This window comes from Halomarina pelagica (assembly GCF_024228315.1).
GTDB classification, from domain to species: Archaea; Halobacteriota; Halobacteria; order Halobacteriales; family Haloarculaceae; genus Halomarina; species Halomarina pelagica.
Genome location: NZ_CP100454.1, coordinates 3,057,868 through 3,072,774, shown reverse-complemented (window position 1 = coordinate 3,072,774; position 14,907 = coordinate 3,057,868). Strand labels below are relative to the sequence as shown.

Genomic DNA, 14,907 nt, shown 5'->3' with positions numbered 1-14,907 from the left:
TTATTATCCCTGCTTAATTAGTCGTAGAATATGGGCGAATCGCCCGGAAATCTCTGCTCCGGTTAATTCCTACGCCACCTATTACGCATTTATTGATGGACGTTGTACGACAGTGTATGAGTCATGCTCGAACCACAGTCTCACCCGGCGATGACATCCAGGCGGTGCTTGACCGCGCAGGGCCAGAGGCGACAGTCAACTTCGAGGAGGGCATCTACCGAACTCGCGGAGGATGGTCGCCGCATGAAGGACAGGAGCTCACCGGGCAGAACGTCTATATCTGTCTTCAAGATCAAACAAACGCTGAGTTTCAAGGAATATTTGACTGTACCCGGCCGCGAATCACTATCGAAGCTTTTACCATCGATGGAAATAGAGAGAACCAGGATAGTGGCGTCATGTATGGCGTTCGTGGCGTTGAGGATGCGACCAACCTGACTATTCGAGAGGTCACTGTTCGTGATATACGAGGAATCGGGATCCACTGTCAAGGCAATCGGTCACGGGTAATCGGAGTAAAGACAACACATTGTTCAGAAGACGGGACCAAACTCCAAGGCGTCCGCGATGGGCTTGTGCGTGATGGGATATGTACTGAAAATCGTTGGAATGGGGTGGCAGTCACGAATGGCTGTCGTGACTGCCGTATTCTCCAAACGACGACTCGCTCGAATGGCGAAAACGGTGCTCTCGTGCTCAACAACTGTCAGGGGATAACGATCAACCATTGTACGTTTGCATCCTCCGGATACCACGGTATAGCGGTCGAATCAGACGAGGAGTTTAGGCCATGCCATAAGACGGTTATCCAGAACTCCGTTATCGAGGGATCAGAGTATAACGGCGTGTTCCTCCGCCGTGCGCCGGAGACGCGCCTTCACGAGTCGACGGTTCGCCATTCAGACGAGCACGGTGTATCGATCGTCAGCTCACCACGTTGTCGAATCAAAGATAGCCGACTTCGAAATAATTCACAACAAAAAGATGCAGGGTATAATGGAATCGACGTCCGCACGGGAGCAGGGTCATCTACTGGAGCAGTAATTACAGGTAATTGGATCATCGAGAGCGGCGAGCGGCGGTGTCGCCACGGTATCGTGATGCTCCCTGACTCACAGGGCACCTACACTATTCAAAACAACCAGATTCGCGGCGTTCGTGATGAGCCGATTGTGACATCCCCCTAGTGGACGATAGCTGGTTCATATTGCTCCGCTTGCCCTGTCGGAGTCCACTGTCAACTCCGACACTCACACCCACCTGACCACCGAAACAACTAGTATATCTGCCAATCTATCACCTACTGTTGGCGGGAAAGCTGGCAAAGCGTGAACGATGCAACTCAAAGACTACGACGAGCGAGACGGCAAACGCGTCTGGCTCACCACCGACGAAGTCGACTTACTCCTCGAGCAGACCAAAACCACCGAGCAACGAATCGCCCTCGGCCTCGGCGCACGCTCCGGGCTGCGTGTCTCGGAGATCGTCGACGTCACCCCGACCGACGTCGTCAACACGAGCGCCGGGCTTCGCGTCCGCGTCTGGGAGGGTAAGGGTAGCAAGTACCGCGAGTCACCCATCCCGCGCGATCTCCACGCGACGATAGCCGCGTACGGCGACGTCCGCGACGCCGGACCTGATACGCCGCTCGTCGATAAGTCCACGCGGACGGTCGAGCGCTGGGTGCAGCTCGCCGCCGAGCGGTGCCAGGCCGAGACGGCCGACGCCGGCTGGCAGTTCCTGGGCCCCCACGACCTCCGGCGGACGTGGGGGACGCTCCTCGTCGAGGCGGGCGTCGAGCCGGGGATGACGATGGAGTGGGGAGGGTGGGAGGACTGGAAGACGTTCCGCGAGCACTACCTCGGGGTCTACAGCCCGGAGATGCAGCGTCAGGAAGTCGCGAAAGTCGAGTGGCTCTAATTTAGCTTAGGGAAGAGAGCACATTTGCTAATACACCTATAAGTTGGAGAAGAAACCCAATAAAAAGAGTAAACACTCCAAATTTTATATACCTTCTCTGGTTCTTCTCGTGGATGGCCCGTATTAAGTTACGATCTACAGTAGTCTTAGATCCATTATCAAATGTTAACTCATATTCGCAGGCGGGGTTAGACCCAAGGCCATACATGGTTGGATAGTATGACGATCTGGATGAGAGTACTTGTTTGACGCAAATCTTTGTTAATGACCCATCGAACATTTTACTCTCCGGAAATAATGGTTTAATTGCTTCGATAGCAGATGAATCGGTTAGGACTCCTCCTTCTGGTCCCACTGGAACGAGTTTCGACCGAGCTGGTTCAACCTTCGAATTCCATCTATCATGCTTGTATAATATTTTCCGATAGCGGTTAAAAAATGGCCGGTCAGGAAAATCCGGGGCTACCATCAGACTAGCCCCGAACATATTCAAAAATAGACCTAGGATAGGGACCACCGAGAAGATCTCAACCATGAGCCATGGTCATATGATTATGTAATATGCTTTACGGACTAGTGATCAGAAAGAACGTCAGAAGTCAAACAGCCCTTTCTCCTTGCGGTTCACTTCCGGGCCGAACAGGGTGTCTTGCTCGCTGCTCCACTCGTCGCGCCCGACACCGAACGAACTCGACGTCCGATCATCGATGCCGAACTCGCTCGCCGCTTCGACCTCAAGGCGGCTCTCACGGTACTGCGTGGCGTCTGCCTCGAGGCCGAAGCCGGTGAGCGCACCCTGCCGGTCGCGATCGTCGACGAGCTCGCCGAGTGGGTCGCTCCGTGCGCGCGGGTCGACGTCGGCCAGGTCGATCTCGTCGTCGGGGGCTAACCCAAAGAGCGTCCCCCGCGATCGAACGCGTTCTTCGACGTCTTCCTCGCGCTCGAGCCCGAGTCCAGGAACGAAGTCCTCGGGGGCGAGGCCCGTCCCCTCGAGCTGCTCGTCGAGCACCCGATCGGGGACGAGCCCTGCGCCGGGGTGTCGATCACGGCTCCCCGGCACTCCCCGGTCTGACTCGGGGATTGGCGTGTCCATCGTCGCGCCGTACGACCGCGGCGTATCGATGCCCGGCCAGTCGAGCCGGTCGGGGTCGTGCGCCCACTGCTCTTTCGTATCGGCAACCGGCGCGAACTCGTTCTCGTCGAGCGTGCGCGCTCGTCGCGACCGCGCCGCGTGTAACCGCTCGGGCTGCACCGTGTCGATGCCAGGGTAGTCCCACCGCTCGGGGGAGTTCGACCACTGAAACGGGTCGCGCGTCCGAGGCGCGTCGTTCATCTCGTCGAGTGTTCGCGCGCGCAAGGAGCGTCCCTCGTGGACGTCCTCGAGGCGCTCGAAGTCTTCGCCGTATCCGGAGAGCCCCCCAGCGGTCCGCTCGAACCCGATGTCGAAGACGTCGCCAAGCGGTCCCTCATCCCTGAGAAACGCCTGTGCTTCACGATCCCCACCGAACGCGAAGTCTTTCGCGCGCGTGCGCTCACTCGCCTGTCGCTCCTGGTGGCCATGCGCGAGCCGGCGGTCGACCTCCCGCTCGTCGAGCCGCTCACGCCCGCCGTAGTCGCCGCGGTCCTCTCGAACCGCGCGCTCGAACACGTCGCGGTGCTCGTCAACCGTCAGTTCAGGATCGAAGTACGCGAGCCAGTCGTCGACGCCCTTGCCCTGCGCGATCGCCTTCGCGCTCCGAGCAGTCGGGACGTTCGTGCGCGTGAAGTCGATCCGTTTTCGCTCTTCTGCGGTCAGGTCGACCTGGCCGTACTGGTCCGCGCGGTAGGCGCGACTGTCGGCCGCTTCGCCCTCGATCTCGCTCACCGCCGGCGCGGGTGTCGTCTCTTTCAGGAGCACCGTGGTCGTCCGTGCGTCGTCCGCGTCGGCGAGGAACCCGCGGAACTTCGGGTTCGTCCGAATCGTGCTCGCGGCGTCGCGCGAGCTGAACTCTACCGGTATCACAGTCAGACATTCACGTAATCATAGGTAACAGTACCGGCGCGAGACACGAGGTCTCACGATTATCATTACCGATCGTCGGCTCTCCCTGATTGCTGCCCGTACTGTACCCTATTCTGGTGATTAATTTATAGTCGAAAACCCGCCTGTCGTCGGGTGGTTTCTCCCGGCTCAGCTATTAACGATCTGCGACACCATTGACTGGGATATATCGAAGATTTCCCCGATTTTCTTCTGTGAAATGCCGGCGGCGTACATCTGCGTGATCTTCTCATCGCGCAATGGTTTAGGGATTTCAGCAGGTAATTCATCCGCCGCCTCTGAGCGCTTGCGTTTCGCTTTCTGCTTCTTACGCTCCATCGTCCGGTAATCCGGGTCGCGCCGAGAGAGCGCCGGCCAGCTCAGATCCTCGAGCGCGGGCGTCTTCGACTTGGGGCTACCCAAGTCGTAGTCTTCGACGTAGATTTTGTGATGCGTGACGAGCGGCCCGTTCGGCTGTGTCGGCTCGATTCGGATCAAGAGCCACGCGTCGATCATCGGATAGAGCAGCTTGTCGAGCATCGAGAGCTGCTGGGCGACGATAATGAGCGTCAGGCGCTTATCCCGGTTCGCGAGGATCCCGTTGATCGCGTCGAGCGCGGCCGACGTCATCCCTCGCCGAGAGTTCACTGACGCCGTTCCCGGCGCGCCCTGGGCTTCGTCGAAGATGAGCGCCGATCCGGACTCGACCTCGGGTAAGATGTCGTATGCCAGTTCGCCCGCGTCGAGCGTCGCTTTCTCTTCTGCGTTGAACCCGTCGTCGGTCAGATCGAACTCTTTTGCGAGGACCGTCGCGAGCGTCGTCTTCCCCGTCCCGGAGACGCCGGTTTTCGACGACGGCGTGATACAGATGATGAAGTCGTTCGGTCCGCCGACCGCCACGCGCTGATGCCAGCGCTTATAGAGCAGGGTTTGCTGCCACGGCGACACAAACTCGTCGTCGGAGGGGTGATATGTGCCGCTACTCATTCGTACTCCTCCGCGTCGCCGATGACGCCCTTCGGGCGGACCTTCTGTACCGAGGCGTCGAAGCCGAGGCGGTGGGCCATCTCGTCGAGCGCTTCGACGAGCCGCGTCGCCTGCTCGATTGTGAGACACACCGCGACGTCGCTCGTCGTCGGCGTCTCCCCGGTAGTGATGTCGCCGGCGTCGACCGTGACGGTCTTCGTCCGGAAGCGGTAGTGCTCGCCGATGTCGTCGAGCGTCACCGAGATCTCGTCGCCGCCGTCCTCTTCGGTCCACAATACCCGCTCGGACCACGCACGCGCGATATGCGATTCGTGTTTGAATCGCTCGATCTGCTTCCAGTAGTTGATCGCCGCACTGTGGAACATGCGCCGGGCGGCCTCGAGCGGAACGTCGTCCGGAGCGACGCCCTGATGTGCCCGGACACACAGTTCATGCCACCGACACGCATACTGCTGGGCGTCATGAATGACCTGTCGCGGTCGCGACGACGGCTCTTCGTGTCCGTAGGTGCTCATCGTCCCTCCTCGGGGCGTTCGACGGCCTCGATTCTCAGATACGGTTTCTCTCCGTCCTCAACGAGCCACACGGTAACGCGCTCACCCACCTTCGTCGGAAAGTCGACGTACTCGAGTTCCGCGGACAGCGTGACACACTTCGAATCGCCGCTCTGTCTGACTTTGAACGTCCCCATCCGCTGCTCGCGTCGCGGGCGTCCCACCGCGCCCTCGAGCAAGCCCCGAAGCTCCTCGATGTCGCTCCGCTCTCTCTGGTGCTGTGCCATCACCTATACCGACGGGAATATCTTATTAATATTCATCGCCTAGCTATACACCTGATAAGACGATTCAGATGCCATAATCATGCAATATTCATGCTCTATCTATTGTATTATCATACAGCCGATAGATATTACTAGCGGGGTATTGTTAACGGTGGTATGGCAGGTAGCGCCATCGAGTCGCCCCCGGCGGCTCAGCCCAACAGTTCAGAATCAGTTTTCGACCGCGTGTACTGCGCCGGCGCGTACGCTCGCGGCCACAACCCCGACGAGGGACGGACGCTGAAGTCCGGGCAGATGGCCGGGCGCTTCGGCATGATGGTCCAGGTCGCGGTCACGCTCGCGGTGGGCGTGCTCGTCCTGGGTCAGATCTTCAACGCCCTCCCCGAGACGTCGGGGCCGCTGTCGAACGCGAGTGCACAGGTCGAGAGCCTGACGGCGACGGCGTTCGAGCTCGCGCCGATCGTGCTCATCGTCGTCGTCGCGGCACTCGTCCTCAACGTGATCCGGGGGATCTAACGCGGTTCGGGTACCCCCCTTCTCGCCTTTATGAACGAACTGCACTCAGCAGTGTTCGCGCTCGTCGTCGTCGCGCTCACCCTCGGAGTCGGGCTCATGGGCGCGCACGCGGCGTACCAGGACATCCCGACCGAGACGGGCACCGTCGAGAACGAGTCTATCCTCGTCGACTACGCGAACGCGACGAGCGTCGACGTTGACGCATACAAGTATTACGACAACGAGACGGTCGTGTTCAACGGCACCCAGCTCGTCGAGGGCACCGACTACGACTTCGACACCGCCGACGGGGCGGTGACGTGGTACGACAAGGCTAAAACCACCGACGGCGGCGAGGCGTCGATTTCCTACGCCTACGCGGACAAGCCCGTCGACGCCGAACGCATCCGGGGGTGGACCGGCACCGCCTACGAACTCGGCTCGTTCGCGCTCGTCCCCCTCGCGGGGATCGCCGTCGTCACCCTGCTCACGAGGTGGCTGTAGATGCTCCTCGGCATCTACCAGACCCTCCTCGTGTTCGCGTTCCTCGCGACGTACGTCACCCTCACGAGACGGCTCGACGAACGCCTCGGGGCGTTTCCGACGATGCTCCTGTGGTCGTTTCTCGCGCTCTCGGCGTTCAACGTCGAGACGGCCGTCGACACCAAGCTCGTCTCGGTTCAGCACACCGCCCTCGCGTTCCTGTGCATCGGTGGGGCGATTCTGATGCTCGTGTTCGGGTTGGCGGCCGTGACTGGCCGACTCCCCGACCAGGGCGCGACGCGGTACGCGCGCGATACCATTCGCCAGGCGTTCACCCCTGGGGTCGACCGCCGAGAACCGCCTTCCAGATAACTCATAGCGACAGATATGGACCAATCACCGAAAAACGGCGCTCCGCAGGCCGGCCGCCCGGTCAGTAACGGAGCGCTCAGCATGGCCGCACCGAACGACCCAAAAGCACTCAAAACCGCGGAGTTCCTCGAGGCACTCACCGCTACGGGGATCAACCGTGAGACAGCCGTTGCGGTTCAGAACCTCCTAAGCCAGGACTTCCTGCTCGGGCGGGTCAAGAACGCCGATCGGGAAGAGGCGAAGTTCCTCGCTCGGAACATCGTCGAGTACGTCGAGTGTATGCACCCACCGGAAGATTCGAAACTCCAGGGTACCCTCCGACGGGCGCTGCTCAACGACATCACCGACGGTCGGTACGCGCTCACGCACAAGCAGAAGGTCGAACTCGAGAGTACGCTCATGGCGTTCTTCTTCCGGGCTAGCCGGTCGATCGACGGCTGGCAGCAGGACAAGATCGCCGACCAGGTCACCACCCGTCGCGTCGAAGAGACGCGCCGTGGCGGTGGGGGCGTCTTCGGAGGGCTGTTCTCATGAGAACGACGACCGCGCCAGGAAGCGATCCGGAGGGGATGTCGTTCGGCGAGACGGTCGCGGAACTGCTCGCCCGGCTCGGCCGGCCGGTCGTCGAGTTCGTGATCCGACGGCGTATCTCGAAGTGGTCGAAACAAGACGACGTCCTGCACATCGAGTACGACCCCGAGGCAAAGGAGGTGCACGGACTGACGACGGCCGAGCGCACCGAGCGGGAACTCGGCGCAATTGGTGCACGGCTCGCGGATGAACCCGCCGTGGTCGCGCTCGGGCTGCATGCGCTGGTGGTGTTCGCTCTCCTGGAGGCCCCTGTCCCTCCAACGGTCACGATACCGATCGCGATCGTGTCGTTCATCCTGTTCCTCTCGATCATATTCGCCGCGCGCGAGCTGAATGACCTCGTCTGTTACAACGAGGTGGCGGACGAATGAGAACGACATCCACGCCCGACAGCGAGGCGGAGACGATGTCGTTCGGCGAGACGGTCGCGGAACTGGTGGCTGACCTCTCAACAGAGGGACTGTTCGACCTCGGGGTGCAGTACATGACGCTGACGCTCCTCGGCGCGAATACGCTCATCCTGCTCACCGTCTTCCGCGCGGAGCTTGCGGCGACGAGCACCCTCACCCCGGTCATGACTATCCTTGACCTCGGCCTGCTCAGCGGGCTGCTCGCGATCGCCCTGTCGCTGGCGCTGACGCTCGTCCGGAACTATCTCCGGCGCGGCTACCCGGAGGTGTTCGAGCAGTGAGCCTGCTCATGCTCGTGGCCGTCTTCGGCCTCGGCGTCGTCTGTGGCCCGATCGTCCTCCTGTCACTCGCGCCCTCGCTTCCCGCCTCGATCCGCGGGAGCTTCGCGAAAGCACTTGTCAAGACGGGGATTCGAATGGGCAAGACGTGGCTGCTCATCGAGCGCCGGACTGGCGAGTACGTCCTCGAGGCCGGCGAGTACGACGACGATGCGAAAGCCGTCGTCGTGGGCGATGAGGACGACGAACAGGACTACTACGAGGACCCGTCGGGGCTGATGGGCCGGCTGTTCGGCAAGAACTTTGGCATCGCCTACGAGGACGCCTCGGCGATCGTCAACCCGGTGAGCGCGAAGGTCGCCGAAGAGTACGGCGCGATGACCGACGGCGGCGAACTCGCTGGCGGTGAGACGCTATCGGTCGAAGACATGCGCGAGCGCTCCGTGATCGGCCGGATCACCGGGCAGAACCGCCTCATCGAGTTCGTCAACCCCTTCACCACCGTCCCGAACGGCCGCACGCTCGTCGACGTTCGGCACACCGTCGCGCTGCTCAAGAACGCGGGAACGCCGGAGACGCCCCGCCGGACGGCCGATAACGCCCGCCGGGCGGCTGAGGCACATCGCACGTTCGGCGATCTGAAACAGCAGGTCGGGCTGCTCGCCGCGTTCATGGCCGGCGCGATCGCCTGCTACATCGGCGTGAGCGCTGGCGGCGGTGGCGGTGGGTCCATCTCGGGAGGGATCTCGCTCATGCAGACGGCCACCCAGCCGCTCCTGCTATCTGCGGGGGTGGTCTGAGTGGCGTTCACCGACGGCACCCGTCGCCGCCGCGCTCGGCGACGGAGAGAGCGTGAACAAGAGCAGGAGCAGATGCAGGCGAGTGACGCCGGCTTTACGGCCGACCAGCGGGCGCAACTGCGCGACGCAACCCACGACACCCAGCAGGCCGACGCGTCCATGACGGAGCAGACCGAGACGCAGTCACGGGACCAACAGCGCGAGTCCTCGGACGGGATTGACTTCGGTGACGACGATAGCTCACTCGCTAACCTCTCCGTCCAAGAGCGGATCGACCGCGCGCGTGACCGCCTCAAGCGTCGGAAGGAAGCCCGCACGACCGAAACGAAGGCCGACGACCAGGCGCTCGCGGCAGAGCGCCAGGACCAGCTCGCGCGCCTCGAGGAGACCTCCGAGAGCTTCCGTCGCCAGGTGCAGGGAAGCGAAGCAGGGAGCGGGGGCGTCGCCGAACAGGCCAGGCAGTTCGAACGCGACGTCCTGGCGTCGATCCGCGAGCGAACGGGGACCGCCCTCGAGCCGAGCCAGGTCCGCATCGAACGGGCCGGCGAGACGCTGAAGGCAGCGCTGACCTCGAGCGGACTCGACGCACTCGACGTCAACCCCTCCAATGCGGAGATCCGCGAGCAAGTCGCGAAGCGCCGTGAGGGACTCTCGACGGACGACCTGGCCGTCGAGCGGGACGAGTCGGGGACCCCGACCAGCGTCAGCGTGCTCGACGAGGCACTCGGCGACCTCACCGGGGAGACGAGGCAGGACCGCTCGGACCCCCTGACACCGAGTGAGCGCGAACAGCAGGTTCGGACATCGGTCGCGACCGACCTCGAGGAGACGTTCGGGATCGACGTCGATCCGAGCGACGACCTCCGCGTGCGCGCGGAGACGGAACTCTCGAAAGGGCGCGGCGGGCGACTCGTCGGTGAGACGACCTATTCGGTCGACCTGACCGACGAGTTCGAGAGCGACCTCGCCGAGTTCCAAGCGGAGAACGACCTGCTCTCAGAGTTCGACGACCTCACGCGCGACGAGATTAGCGTCGAGCGAGCTGACGGAAGCGACGCATTCGAGGTGCTCGTCGAGCGGACGGAAGAGGCAGGCGATTACTCACTGACCAATCCGCTGACCGGCGACCCCCTCGAGGAGGACGTGCAAGAGAAAGCTGACTGGTTTTCTGAGACGTTCTCACAAACTGCGGGCGACACCGTGGCGAGCTTCTTCGGCGGGCGGGACACGCTCGCCGGGACAGCCGCAGGGACGGCGACGAGTAGCGTGGTCGAACTCGTCAATCTGCCGCAGACCGCGCGCATGTTCGACGAGGCGGTGATCGAGCCGACGCTCTACATCGGCGAGGGCGCAACGAAGGGTGAGGCGGGGGAACGAGCCGGAGACGTGTTCGACGCCGGCGGGCAGTATGCGTCGCGGCAACTCGATCGATATTTCGAGATCAACCCCGAGAACGCCGAGTCGCTGATCGGATCAACGCCGGCCCGCCAACTCCGCGACTCACTGCTCGAGCCGACCGGTGACGGCCGCGCGTTCGAGTTCGAGAGCCGGAAGCGAGCGGCAGAGTTAGCGGGCATCGGTATCGGGGCCGGGGCGACCGCCGGCGCGACCTACGGGCTGATCGGCGGCCTGAGCAAAGTCTCCCCACGGGGCGCACGCGGGCTTTCGTTCGCGATTCAGCCCGGCGAGGAACTCGCGCTCGGGGCCGCCCGCCGCGTCCAAGGCGCACGCCCACGCCTCTCCGCCGGCACCGCTCGCGGGCGGACAGCTATCAGCGAGTTCCTCGCGGACGAGAGCGGCCGGCTCGACCTCGTCCCACGCGACCGGTCGTCCGTCGAACTCGACGAGTCGTTCGACTCCCTCGGTGAGATCGATCCCGGCGAGCAGCTGCTCGATCAGGCACAGTTCGAACTCCGGAACTTCGCCGACGCGGAGCGGGCCGTCCAGCGCGAACTCCTCGGTGACGTCGATCCGGCACAGTCGCAACCGAGCCGCCCCGAGGGACCGACGTTCGATCCGGACGCGGTGTATCTCGACCGCAACGCCTTCGAAGTCGACCGCGACACCCGCCCGTACCGCGGCGGACGTGGCCGGTCGTCCGGGCCCGTTGGACAGGACTGGTCGTTTGCACGGGAGTTCGACGACGCAGGTCGCCCGGAACTCGACGCCGGAAGGACCGACGCACTCGACGAGTTCGACGCACCGCGGAACCGACTGAGTCAGGCAGAGACGGCGCTCCGCGCAGAGATCAGCACCGACCCACTCGACACCGATGAGCGCACCGGGAGCGGGCTGTTCGAAGGCTACGACCAACGGTTCGACCTCCGGACAGGTGAAGACACCCTCGAGCGCCTCGATCAGGACTTTGGCGTTCGACAGGATACCGGATTCGACCAGGACCAGACGTTCCGCCTCGATTCCGACACCGACCAGCGCCTCGATCAGCCTGTCGAGCAAGTGTTCCGGTGGGAACCGGAGGGAAAACTCGAGACGCCGACACGGCCGCGGTGGGAGACGCCCGTCCGGCCCGAACCCTTCACGTTCGAACCAGAGAGCGGAAGCGCGGTCGTCGACGAGCCGATCGACGACGCTGACGACCCGTTCACGCGCGCGTTCATCAACCCCGTCGCGACGCCGGAGGAGCTACTGGGAGACGCCTTCGGCGACACCGATAGCAGAGGGGGGAAGTCGTCTAAGCGTGATTCTGACCCCTTCGGAGGGTTACTCTAATGGGACTCGCCTATCGCATCGCGGTGCCCTTCGGCTTCGGGATGCTCTGTTTCGCATTTCTGTGGGGGATCCTGAACGGGGCGTTCGGCGACTTCATGGCGATCTCCGCGAACGTCACCACTACTGAGAACGCTGCGACCGGTCGCGGCTGGGCCTTACAGATGTGGACGTGGGGACCGCTGTTCGCCGCCTGTGCCGCCGCGCTGGGACTGCTCGCCGGCTCAGTGTTCGACTCACGAGGTGGACGCTAATGCTCCGAGCGATGATCGTCATGGTACTCGTGTTGTTCACACTCGGGGCGTACTTCGCGGGGGTCGCGCCCGCGATCGAGCGTGTCACCGACGTCGTCGCGGAGAACGACGCCGTCGAGTCGCCCGACTCACCCGTGAGTCCGAGTATTGCGCTGAACATTCAGGCGATCATGCTCGTGTGGGGGCCGCTCCTGTTCGGCTTCGCCGGCATCCTCTACGTGTTCGTGTACGCCATCCGGTTAGAGCGGTTCCTATCGGGGGGCCCATGACGGAGCGCCGACGGTACTACCGGGAGCGCGGCCGTGGGCCGGACGAGCTTGAACTGCGCGACGCGCTCCCCGAAGAGAGTCGCGAGGCGTTGAAGCGTCTTGGCGTGGGGGTCGTCGATGAGTAGCCGTCGGACGCGCGCGCTCGTACTCGTCGTTACCGGGCTGCTCGTGTTCGCGGGCGTCCCGCCCGTCAGTGCATCTCACACGACACTCGTCGCCGAGCACACCACCGACAGCGACTTTCAGCAGGGGACGACCACCGGATTCACCATCGAGGGGACTGGTGAGAGTGCGTCGCTCGTTACTGAGCAACCGGTAATCGACGATTTCAACGATAACGATCTCTCGGAGTATTCGACGGTTTCGGGAGACGCCTTTGTGAGTGGCGGCGAGTTGTTCCTCAACACCTGTTCGTCGGGCGGCTGTCGGACCCAATATGTCTATTCTGCTTCCGGAGACGGTCTGTCTACCTACTTCTCACAGGGGGAGACGGCAAGCATCGAAGTCGACCCGCAGGAGGCCGTCGCGAAAGTCGGCTTCGGCTACACCGATATTGATTCCGGGTACTACATCCAGCTCAACGACGGCGCGAACGAACTACGGATCCGGCAGAACGACAACGGTGCGGAGACGACGCTCGCGAGTACCACGTACGATTTTGCGAGCGCGCAACACCGGATAGAGATCGAGTGGCAGACCGACGGCACGATCATCGCCACCGCCTACAAAGATGGCTCGCAGGTCGCGCAGGTCAGCACGACCGACACGACGTACAGCGGTGAGGGCATCCGCCTCGAGGCATTCTCGAACACCGGCGCGAGCGTCCCGATGGACAACTTCACGCTCAGCGGCGGCAGTGGCGAGTACACGTCAGCCGAGTACACGGTCGAGAATCCGCAGACAGGGCAGGTCGATCTCACGCTCATCGATGGCACTGCGACCGTCACCTGGGAAGGCTACGATAGCGGCAGCGGATCGTGGACGAGCGTCAACTCAACGACCTACACGACCAGCGGCACGAAGACGACGGATCTCTCGGCGGCGAATTACGACCGCTGGCGCCTCCACATTGACGGCGTCGCGCAGCCCGGCGGCACTGTCGAGATCCATAGCGAGGGGCTCACCGCACAGACCAGCGCCCCGACCGTCGACAACAGTACCGCCACCCCCAGCGGGGGCGCGTTCGCGCAGACCTCGAACCTCTCGATCGCCATCGACGACGCTGATTTTACCGCAAGCAGCGACACCGTGACCGCCGACTGGTATCTCGACGGCCAACTCATCGAGACAACGACCCACACCAGTGGCGGGACGAAGTCGATCACCGTCGACGGACTGACCGGCGGGACTCACACCTGGCACGTCGAGCTCACCGATACCTACGGCCACACGGCGACCTCAGACACGTTCTCGTTCACCGCGCCAGCGACCCTCGAGGTACGCGCCGAACGGAGCGGCGACCTCATCAGTAACGCAACGATTGACGTGCAGTTCTTCGGTGACGAGACCGTCTATACCCGCTCGACGAGTGACGGCACCGTCTCCATGACCGGGTTGCCGACCGACGAGCGCTTTATCGTCGTCGTCGAGTCCGCGGGCTGGCACACCCGCCGCGTCATCATCGACTCGCTACTCGACCAGGCCGACGTCTACCTGCTGAACACCAGCGCGGCGAGTGTTGAAAACGAGTTCGTCCTCGAGGACAACACCGGGCGCTACGACGCCGAGAACACACGGCTGTACGTCAAGCGCGCCGTCGCCGTCACCAACTCGAGCACCCTCGGGTACCAGACCGTCGCCGGTGACTACTTCGGCGCAAGTGGGGCTTTTCCGGTCGTCCTCGAAGAGGACGCCCGATACCGCCTCGTTATCCAGTCAGAGGCGGGCGACACACGCGTTCTCGGCACGTACACTGCGAACACCGCCGGTGTCGTCCCCCTCGAGGTGGGGACGCTCGAGTTTACCATCGACGAGACGACCGAGAACGCGACGTACTCGTACTCGGCGACGTACATCGACGACGATCCGGAGACGATTCGCGTCACGTACGTCGATCCGAAAGACCTCACCGACGAGCTGACCGTGACGGTCTACGAGCGGAACAACCCCAGCAACGTGCTGTACTCGACGACCGAGCAGACCCTTGGGAACTTTTCGGCGACGCTCCCACTCTCGGCGAGCGAAGCCAACACCACCTGGATGGCCGACTTCGAGATCACCCGAGGTGGCGAGACGAAAACTGCGACCGTCCCGATCGGCGCGGGGAAGTACAGCCCCGGCGTGCCGCTCTCACCGTTCTGGAAACACACGATCTCGGTCGCGACACTGTTCGTCGTCGCCGGGCTGTTCTCCCGGAGTAACGCCGCGGCGGGCGCGGTTATCCTCCCGTGTCTCGCGGGCGTCTTCTGGTTCGTCGACTGGCTGCCAGCGGAGATCTCGGCACTGTTCATCCTGATCGCGCTCGGACTGGCCGTGATCTACGCCCACGGGAGAAGCGATCCGATTGGAGTGTGATTCATC

19 protein-coding genes are annotated in these 14,907 nt (G+C 62.8%); 14 read left to right on the top strand and 5 right to left on the bottom strand.

The genetic code is table 11. The features are described from left to right. The first annotated feature begins 116 nt into the window (after nucleotides 1-116). Nucleotides 117-1,187: a right-handed parallel beta-helix repeat-containing protein gene (locus NKI68_RS15955; RefSeq protein WP_254544106.1), complete on the top strand. Its 1,071-nt coding sequence runs from the start codon at nucleotides 117-119 to the stop codon at nucleotides 1,185-1,187. Nucleotides 1,188-1,335: 148 nt separating this feature from the next. Continuing rightward, nucleotides 1,336-1,920 carry a tyrosine-type recombinase/integrase gene (locus tag NKI68_RS15950; RefSeq protein ID WP_254544105.1) on the top strand — a complete coding sequence of 195 codons (585 nt, stop codon included), beginning with the start codon at nucleotides 1,336-1,338 and terminating at the stop codon, nucleotides 1,918-1,920. Nucleotide 1,921: 1 nt separating this feature from the next. On the opposite strand, the gene NKI68_RS15945 is transcribed toward NKI68_RS15950, so the two are convergent. The 5 genes from NKI68_RS15945 to NKI68_RS15925 all read right to left on the bottom strand — a co-directional run bounded on the left by NKI68_RS15945 (nucleotide 1,922) and on the right by NKI68_RS15925 (nucleotide 5,708). Continuing rightward, entirely contained in the window at nucleotides 1,922-2,455 is a 534-nt protein-coding gene (locus NKI68_RS15945; protein WP_254544104.1) for a hypothetical protein, read from the bottom strand. A gap of 57 nt (nucleotides 2,456-2,512) precedes the next feature. After that, nucleotides 2,513-3,922, bottom strand: a complete 1,410-nt coding sequence (locus tag NKI68_RS15940; protein ID WP_254544102.1) for a hypothetical protein — start codon at nucleotides 3,920-3,922, stop codon at nucleotides 2,513-2,515. Nucleotides 3,923-4,090: 168 nt separating this feature from the next. Further along, the gene (locus NKI68_RS15935; protein WP_254544101.1) at nucleotides 4,091-4,927 is read right to left on the bottom strand and encodes a P-loop NTPase family protein; all 837 of its coding nucleotides are present in this window, start codon (nucleotides 4,925-4,927) and stop codon (nucleotides 4,091-4,093) included. After that, the gene (locus tag NKI68_RS15930) at nucleotides 4,924-5,442 is read right to left on the bottom strand and encodes a hypothetical protein (protein ID WP_254544100.1); all 519 of its coding nucleotides are present in this window, start codon (nucleotides 5,440-5,442) and stop codon (nucleotides 4,924-4,926) included. The genes NKI68_RS15935 and NKI68_RS15930 overlap by 4 nt, the downstream gene beginning before the upstream one ends. Beyond that, entirely contained in the window at nucleotides 5,439-5,708 is a 270-nt protein-coding gene (locus NKI68_RS15925; protein WP_254544099.1) for a hypothetical protein, read from the bottom strand. Before NKI68_RS15925 ends, NKI68_RS15930 begins: the two co-directional genes overlap by 4 nt. A gap of 156 nt (nucleotides 5,709-5,864) precedes the next feature. Between NKI68_RS15925 and NKI68_RS15920 the strand changes: the two genes are divergently transcribed. From NKI68_RS15920 to NKI68_RS15870, 12 genes are all read left to right on the top strand, one after another. Beyond that, entirely contained in the window at nucleotides 5,865-6,224 is a 360-nt protein-coding gene (locus tag NKI68_RS15920; RefSeq protein WP_254544098.1) for a hypothetical protein, read from the top strand. A gap of 30 nt (nucleotides 6,225-6,254) precedes the next feature. Beyond that, nucleotides 6,255-6,707: a hypothetical protein gene (locus NKI68_RS15915; RefSeq protein WP_254544097.1), complete on the top strand. Its 453-nt coding sequence runs from the start codon at nucleotides 6,255-6,257 to the stop codon at nucleotides 6,705-6,707. Beyond that, nucleotides 6,708-7,058 carry a hypothetical protein gene (locus NKI68_RS15910; RefSeq protein ID WP_254544096.1) on the top strand — a complete coding sequence of 117 codons (351 nt, stop codon included), beginning with the start codon at nucleotides 6,708-6,710 and terminating at the stop codon, nucleotides 7,056-7,058. Between the two features lie 81 nt (nucleotides 7,059-7,139). Further along, entirely contained in the window at nucleotides 7,140-7,592 is a 453-nt protein-coding gene (locus NKI68_RS15905; protein WP_254544095.1) for a hypothetical protein, read from the top strand. Continuing rightward, complete coding sequence (locus NKI68_RS15900) at nucleotides 7,589-8,020, top strand: hypothetical protein (protein ID WP_254544094.1); 432 nt, start codon at nucleotides 7,589-7,591, stop codon at nucleotides 8,018-8,020. The genes NKI68_RS15905 and NKI68_RS15900 overlap by 4 nt, the downstream gene beginning before the upstream one ends. Further along, nucleotides 8,017-8,340 (top strand): hypothetical protein, encoded by a 324-nt coding sequence (locus tag NKI68_RS15895; protein ID WP_254544093.1) that lies wholly within the window; start codon nucleotides 8,017-8,019, stop codon nucleotides 8,338-8,340. The genes NKI68_RS15900 and NKI68_RS15895 overlap by 4 nt, the downstream gene beginning before the upstream one ends. Beyond that, nucleotides 8,337-9,137 (top strand): hypothetical protein, encoded by an 801-nt coding sequence (locus tag NKI68_RS15890; RefSeq protein ID WP_254544092.1) that lies wholly within the window; start codon nucleotides 8,337-8,339, stop codon nucleotides 9,135-9,137. The genes NKI68_RS15895 and NKI68_RS15890 overlap by 4 nt, the downstream gene beginning before the upstream one ends. Next, a complete protein-coding gene (locus NKI68_RS15885) occupies nucleotides 9,138-11,867 on the top strand; it encodes a hypothetical protein (RefSeq protein ID WP_254544091.1) in 2,730 nt (909 codons plus the stop codon). Then, nucleotides 11,867-12,118, top strand: coding sequence for a hypothetical protein (locus NKI68_RS15880; protein WP_254544090.1), 252 nt, complete (start codon nucleotides 11,867-11,869; stop codon nucleotides 12,116-12,118). The genes NKI68_RS15885 and NKI68_RS15880 overlap by 1 nt, the downstream gene beginning before the upstream one ends. After that, nucleotides 12,118-12,387, top strand: coding sequence for a hypothetical protein (locus tag NKI68_RS15875; protein WP_254544089.1), 270 nt, complete (start codon nucleotides 12,118-12,120; stop codon nucleotides 12,385-12,387). The genes NKI68_RS15880 and NKI68_RS15875 overlap by 1 nt, the downstream gene beginning before the upstream one ends. After that, the gene (locus tag NKI68_RS23605) at nucleotides 12,384-12,512 is read left to right on the top strand and encodes a hypothetical protein (protein ID WP_256562636.1); all 129 of its coding nucleotides are present in this window, start codon (nucleotides 12,384-12,386) and stop codon (nucleotides 12,510-12,512) included. The genes NKI68_RS15875 and NKI68_RS23605 overlap by 4 nt, the downstream gene beginning before the upstream one ends. Beyond that, nucleotides 12,505-14,901 (top strand): autotransporter outer membrane beta-barrel domain-containing protein, encoded by a 2,397-nt coding sequence (locus NKI68_RS15870; protein ID WP_254544088.1) that lies wholly within the window; start codon nucleotides 12,505-12,507, stop codon nucleotides 14,899-14,901. Before NKI68_RS23605 ends, NKI68_RS15870 begins: the two co-directional genes overlap by 8 nt. Nucleotides 14,902-14,907 lie beyond the last annotated feature (6 nt).

Bases quoted from the DNA above. Each gene is read 5' to 3' on its own strand.
- NKI68_RS15955 (WP_254544106.1), top strand. From the start codon at position 117: ATGAGTCATGCTCGAACCACAGTCTCACCCGGCGATGACATCCAGGCG.
- NKI68_RS15950 (WP_254544105.1), top strand. From the start codon at position 1,336: ATGCAACTCAAAGACTACGACGAGCGAGACGGCAAACGCGTCTGGCTC.
- NKI68_RS15945 (WP_254544104.1), bottom strand. From the start codon at position 2,455: ATGGTTGAGATCTTCTCGGTGGTCCCTATCCTAGGTCTATTTTTGAAT.
- NKI68_RS15935 (WP_254544101.1), bottom strand. From the start codon at position 4,927: ATGAGTAGCGGCACATATCACCCCTCCGACGACGAGTTTGTGTCGCCG.
- NKI68_RS15930 (WP_254544100.1), bottom strand. From the start codon at position 5,442: ATGAGCACCTACGGACACGAAGAGCCGTCGTCGCGACCGCGACAGGTC.
- NKI68_RS15925 (WP_254544099.1), bottom strand. From the start codon at position 5,708: ATGGCACAGCACCAGAGAGAGCGGAGCGACATCGAGGAGCTTCGGGGC.
- NKI68_RS15920 (WP_254544098.1), top strand. From the start codon at position 5,865: ATGGCAGGTAGCGCCATCGAGTCGCCCCCGGCGGCTCAGCCCAACAGT.
- NKI68_RS15915 (WP_254544097.1), top strand. From the start codon at position 6,255: ATGAACGAACTGCACTCAGCAGTGTTCGCGCTCGTCGTCGTCGCGCTC.
- NKI68_RS15910 (WP_254544096.1), top strand. From the start codon at position 6,708: ATGCTCCTCGGCATCTACCAGACCCTCCTCGTGTTCGCGTTCCTCGCG.
- NKI68_RS15905 (WP_254544095.1), top strand. From the start codon at position 7,140: ATGGCCGCACCGAACGACCCAAAAGCACTCAAAACCGCGGAGTTCCTC.
- NKI68_RS15900 (WP_254544094.1), top strand. From the start codon at position 7,589: ATGAGAACGACGACCGCGCCAGGAAGCGATCCGGAGGGGATGTCGTTC.
- NKI68_RS15895 (WP_254544093.1), top strand. From the start codon at position 8,017: ATGAGAACGACATCCACGCCCGACAGCGAGGCGGAGACGATGTCGTTC.
- NKI68_RS15880 (WP_254544090.1), top strand. From the start codon at position 11,867: ATGGGACTCGCCTATCGCATCGCGGTGCCCTTCGGCTTCGGGATGCTC.
- NKI68_RS15875 (WP_254544089.1), top strand. From the start codon at position 12,118: ATGCTCCGAGCGATGATCGTCATGGTACTCGTGTTGTTCACACTCGGG.
- NKI68_RS23605 (WP_256562636.1), top strand. From the start codon at position 12,384: ATGACGGAGCGCCGACGGTACTACCGGGAGCGCGGCCGTGGGCCGGAC.
- NKI68_RS15870 (WP_254544088.1), top strand. From the start codon at position 12,505: ATGAGTAGCCGTCGGACGCGCGCGCTCGTACTCGTCGTTACCGGGCTG.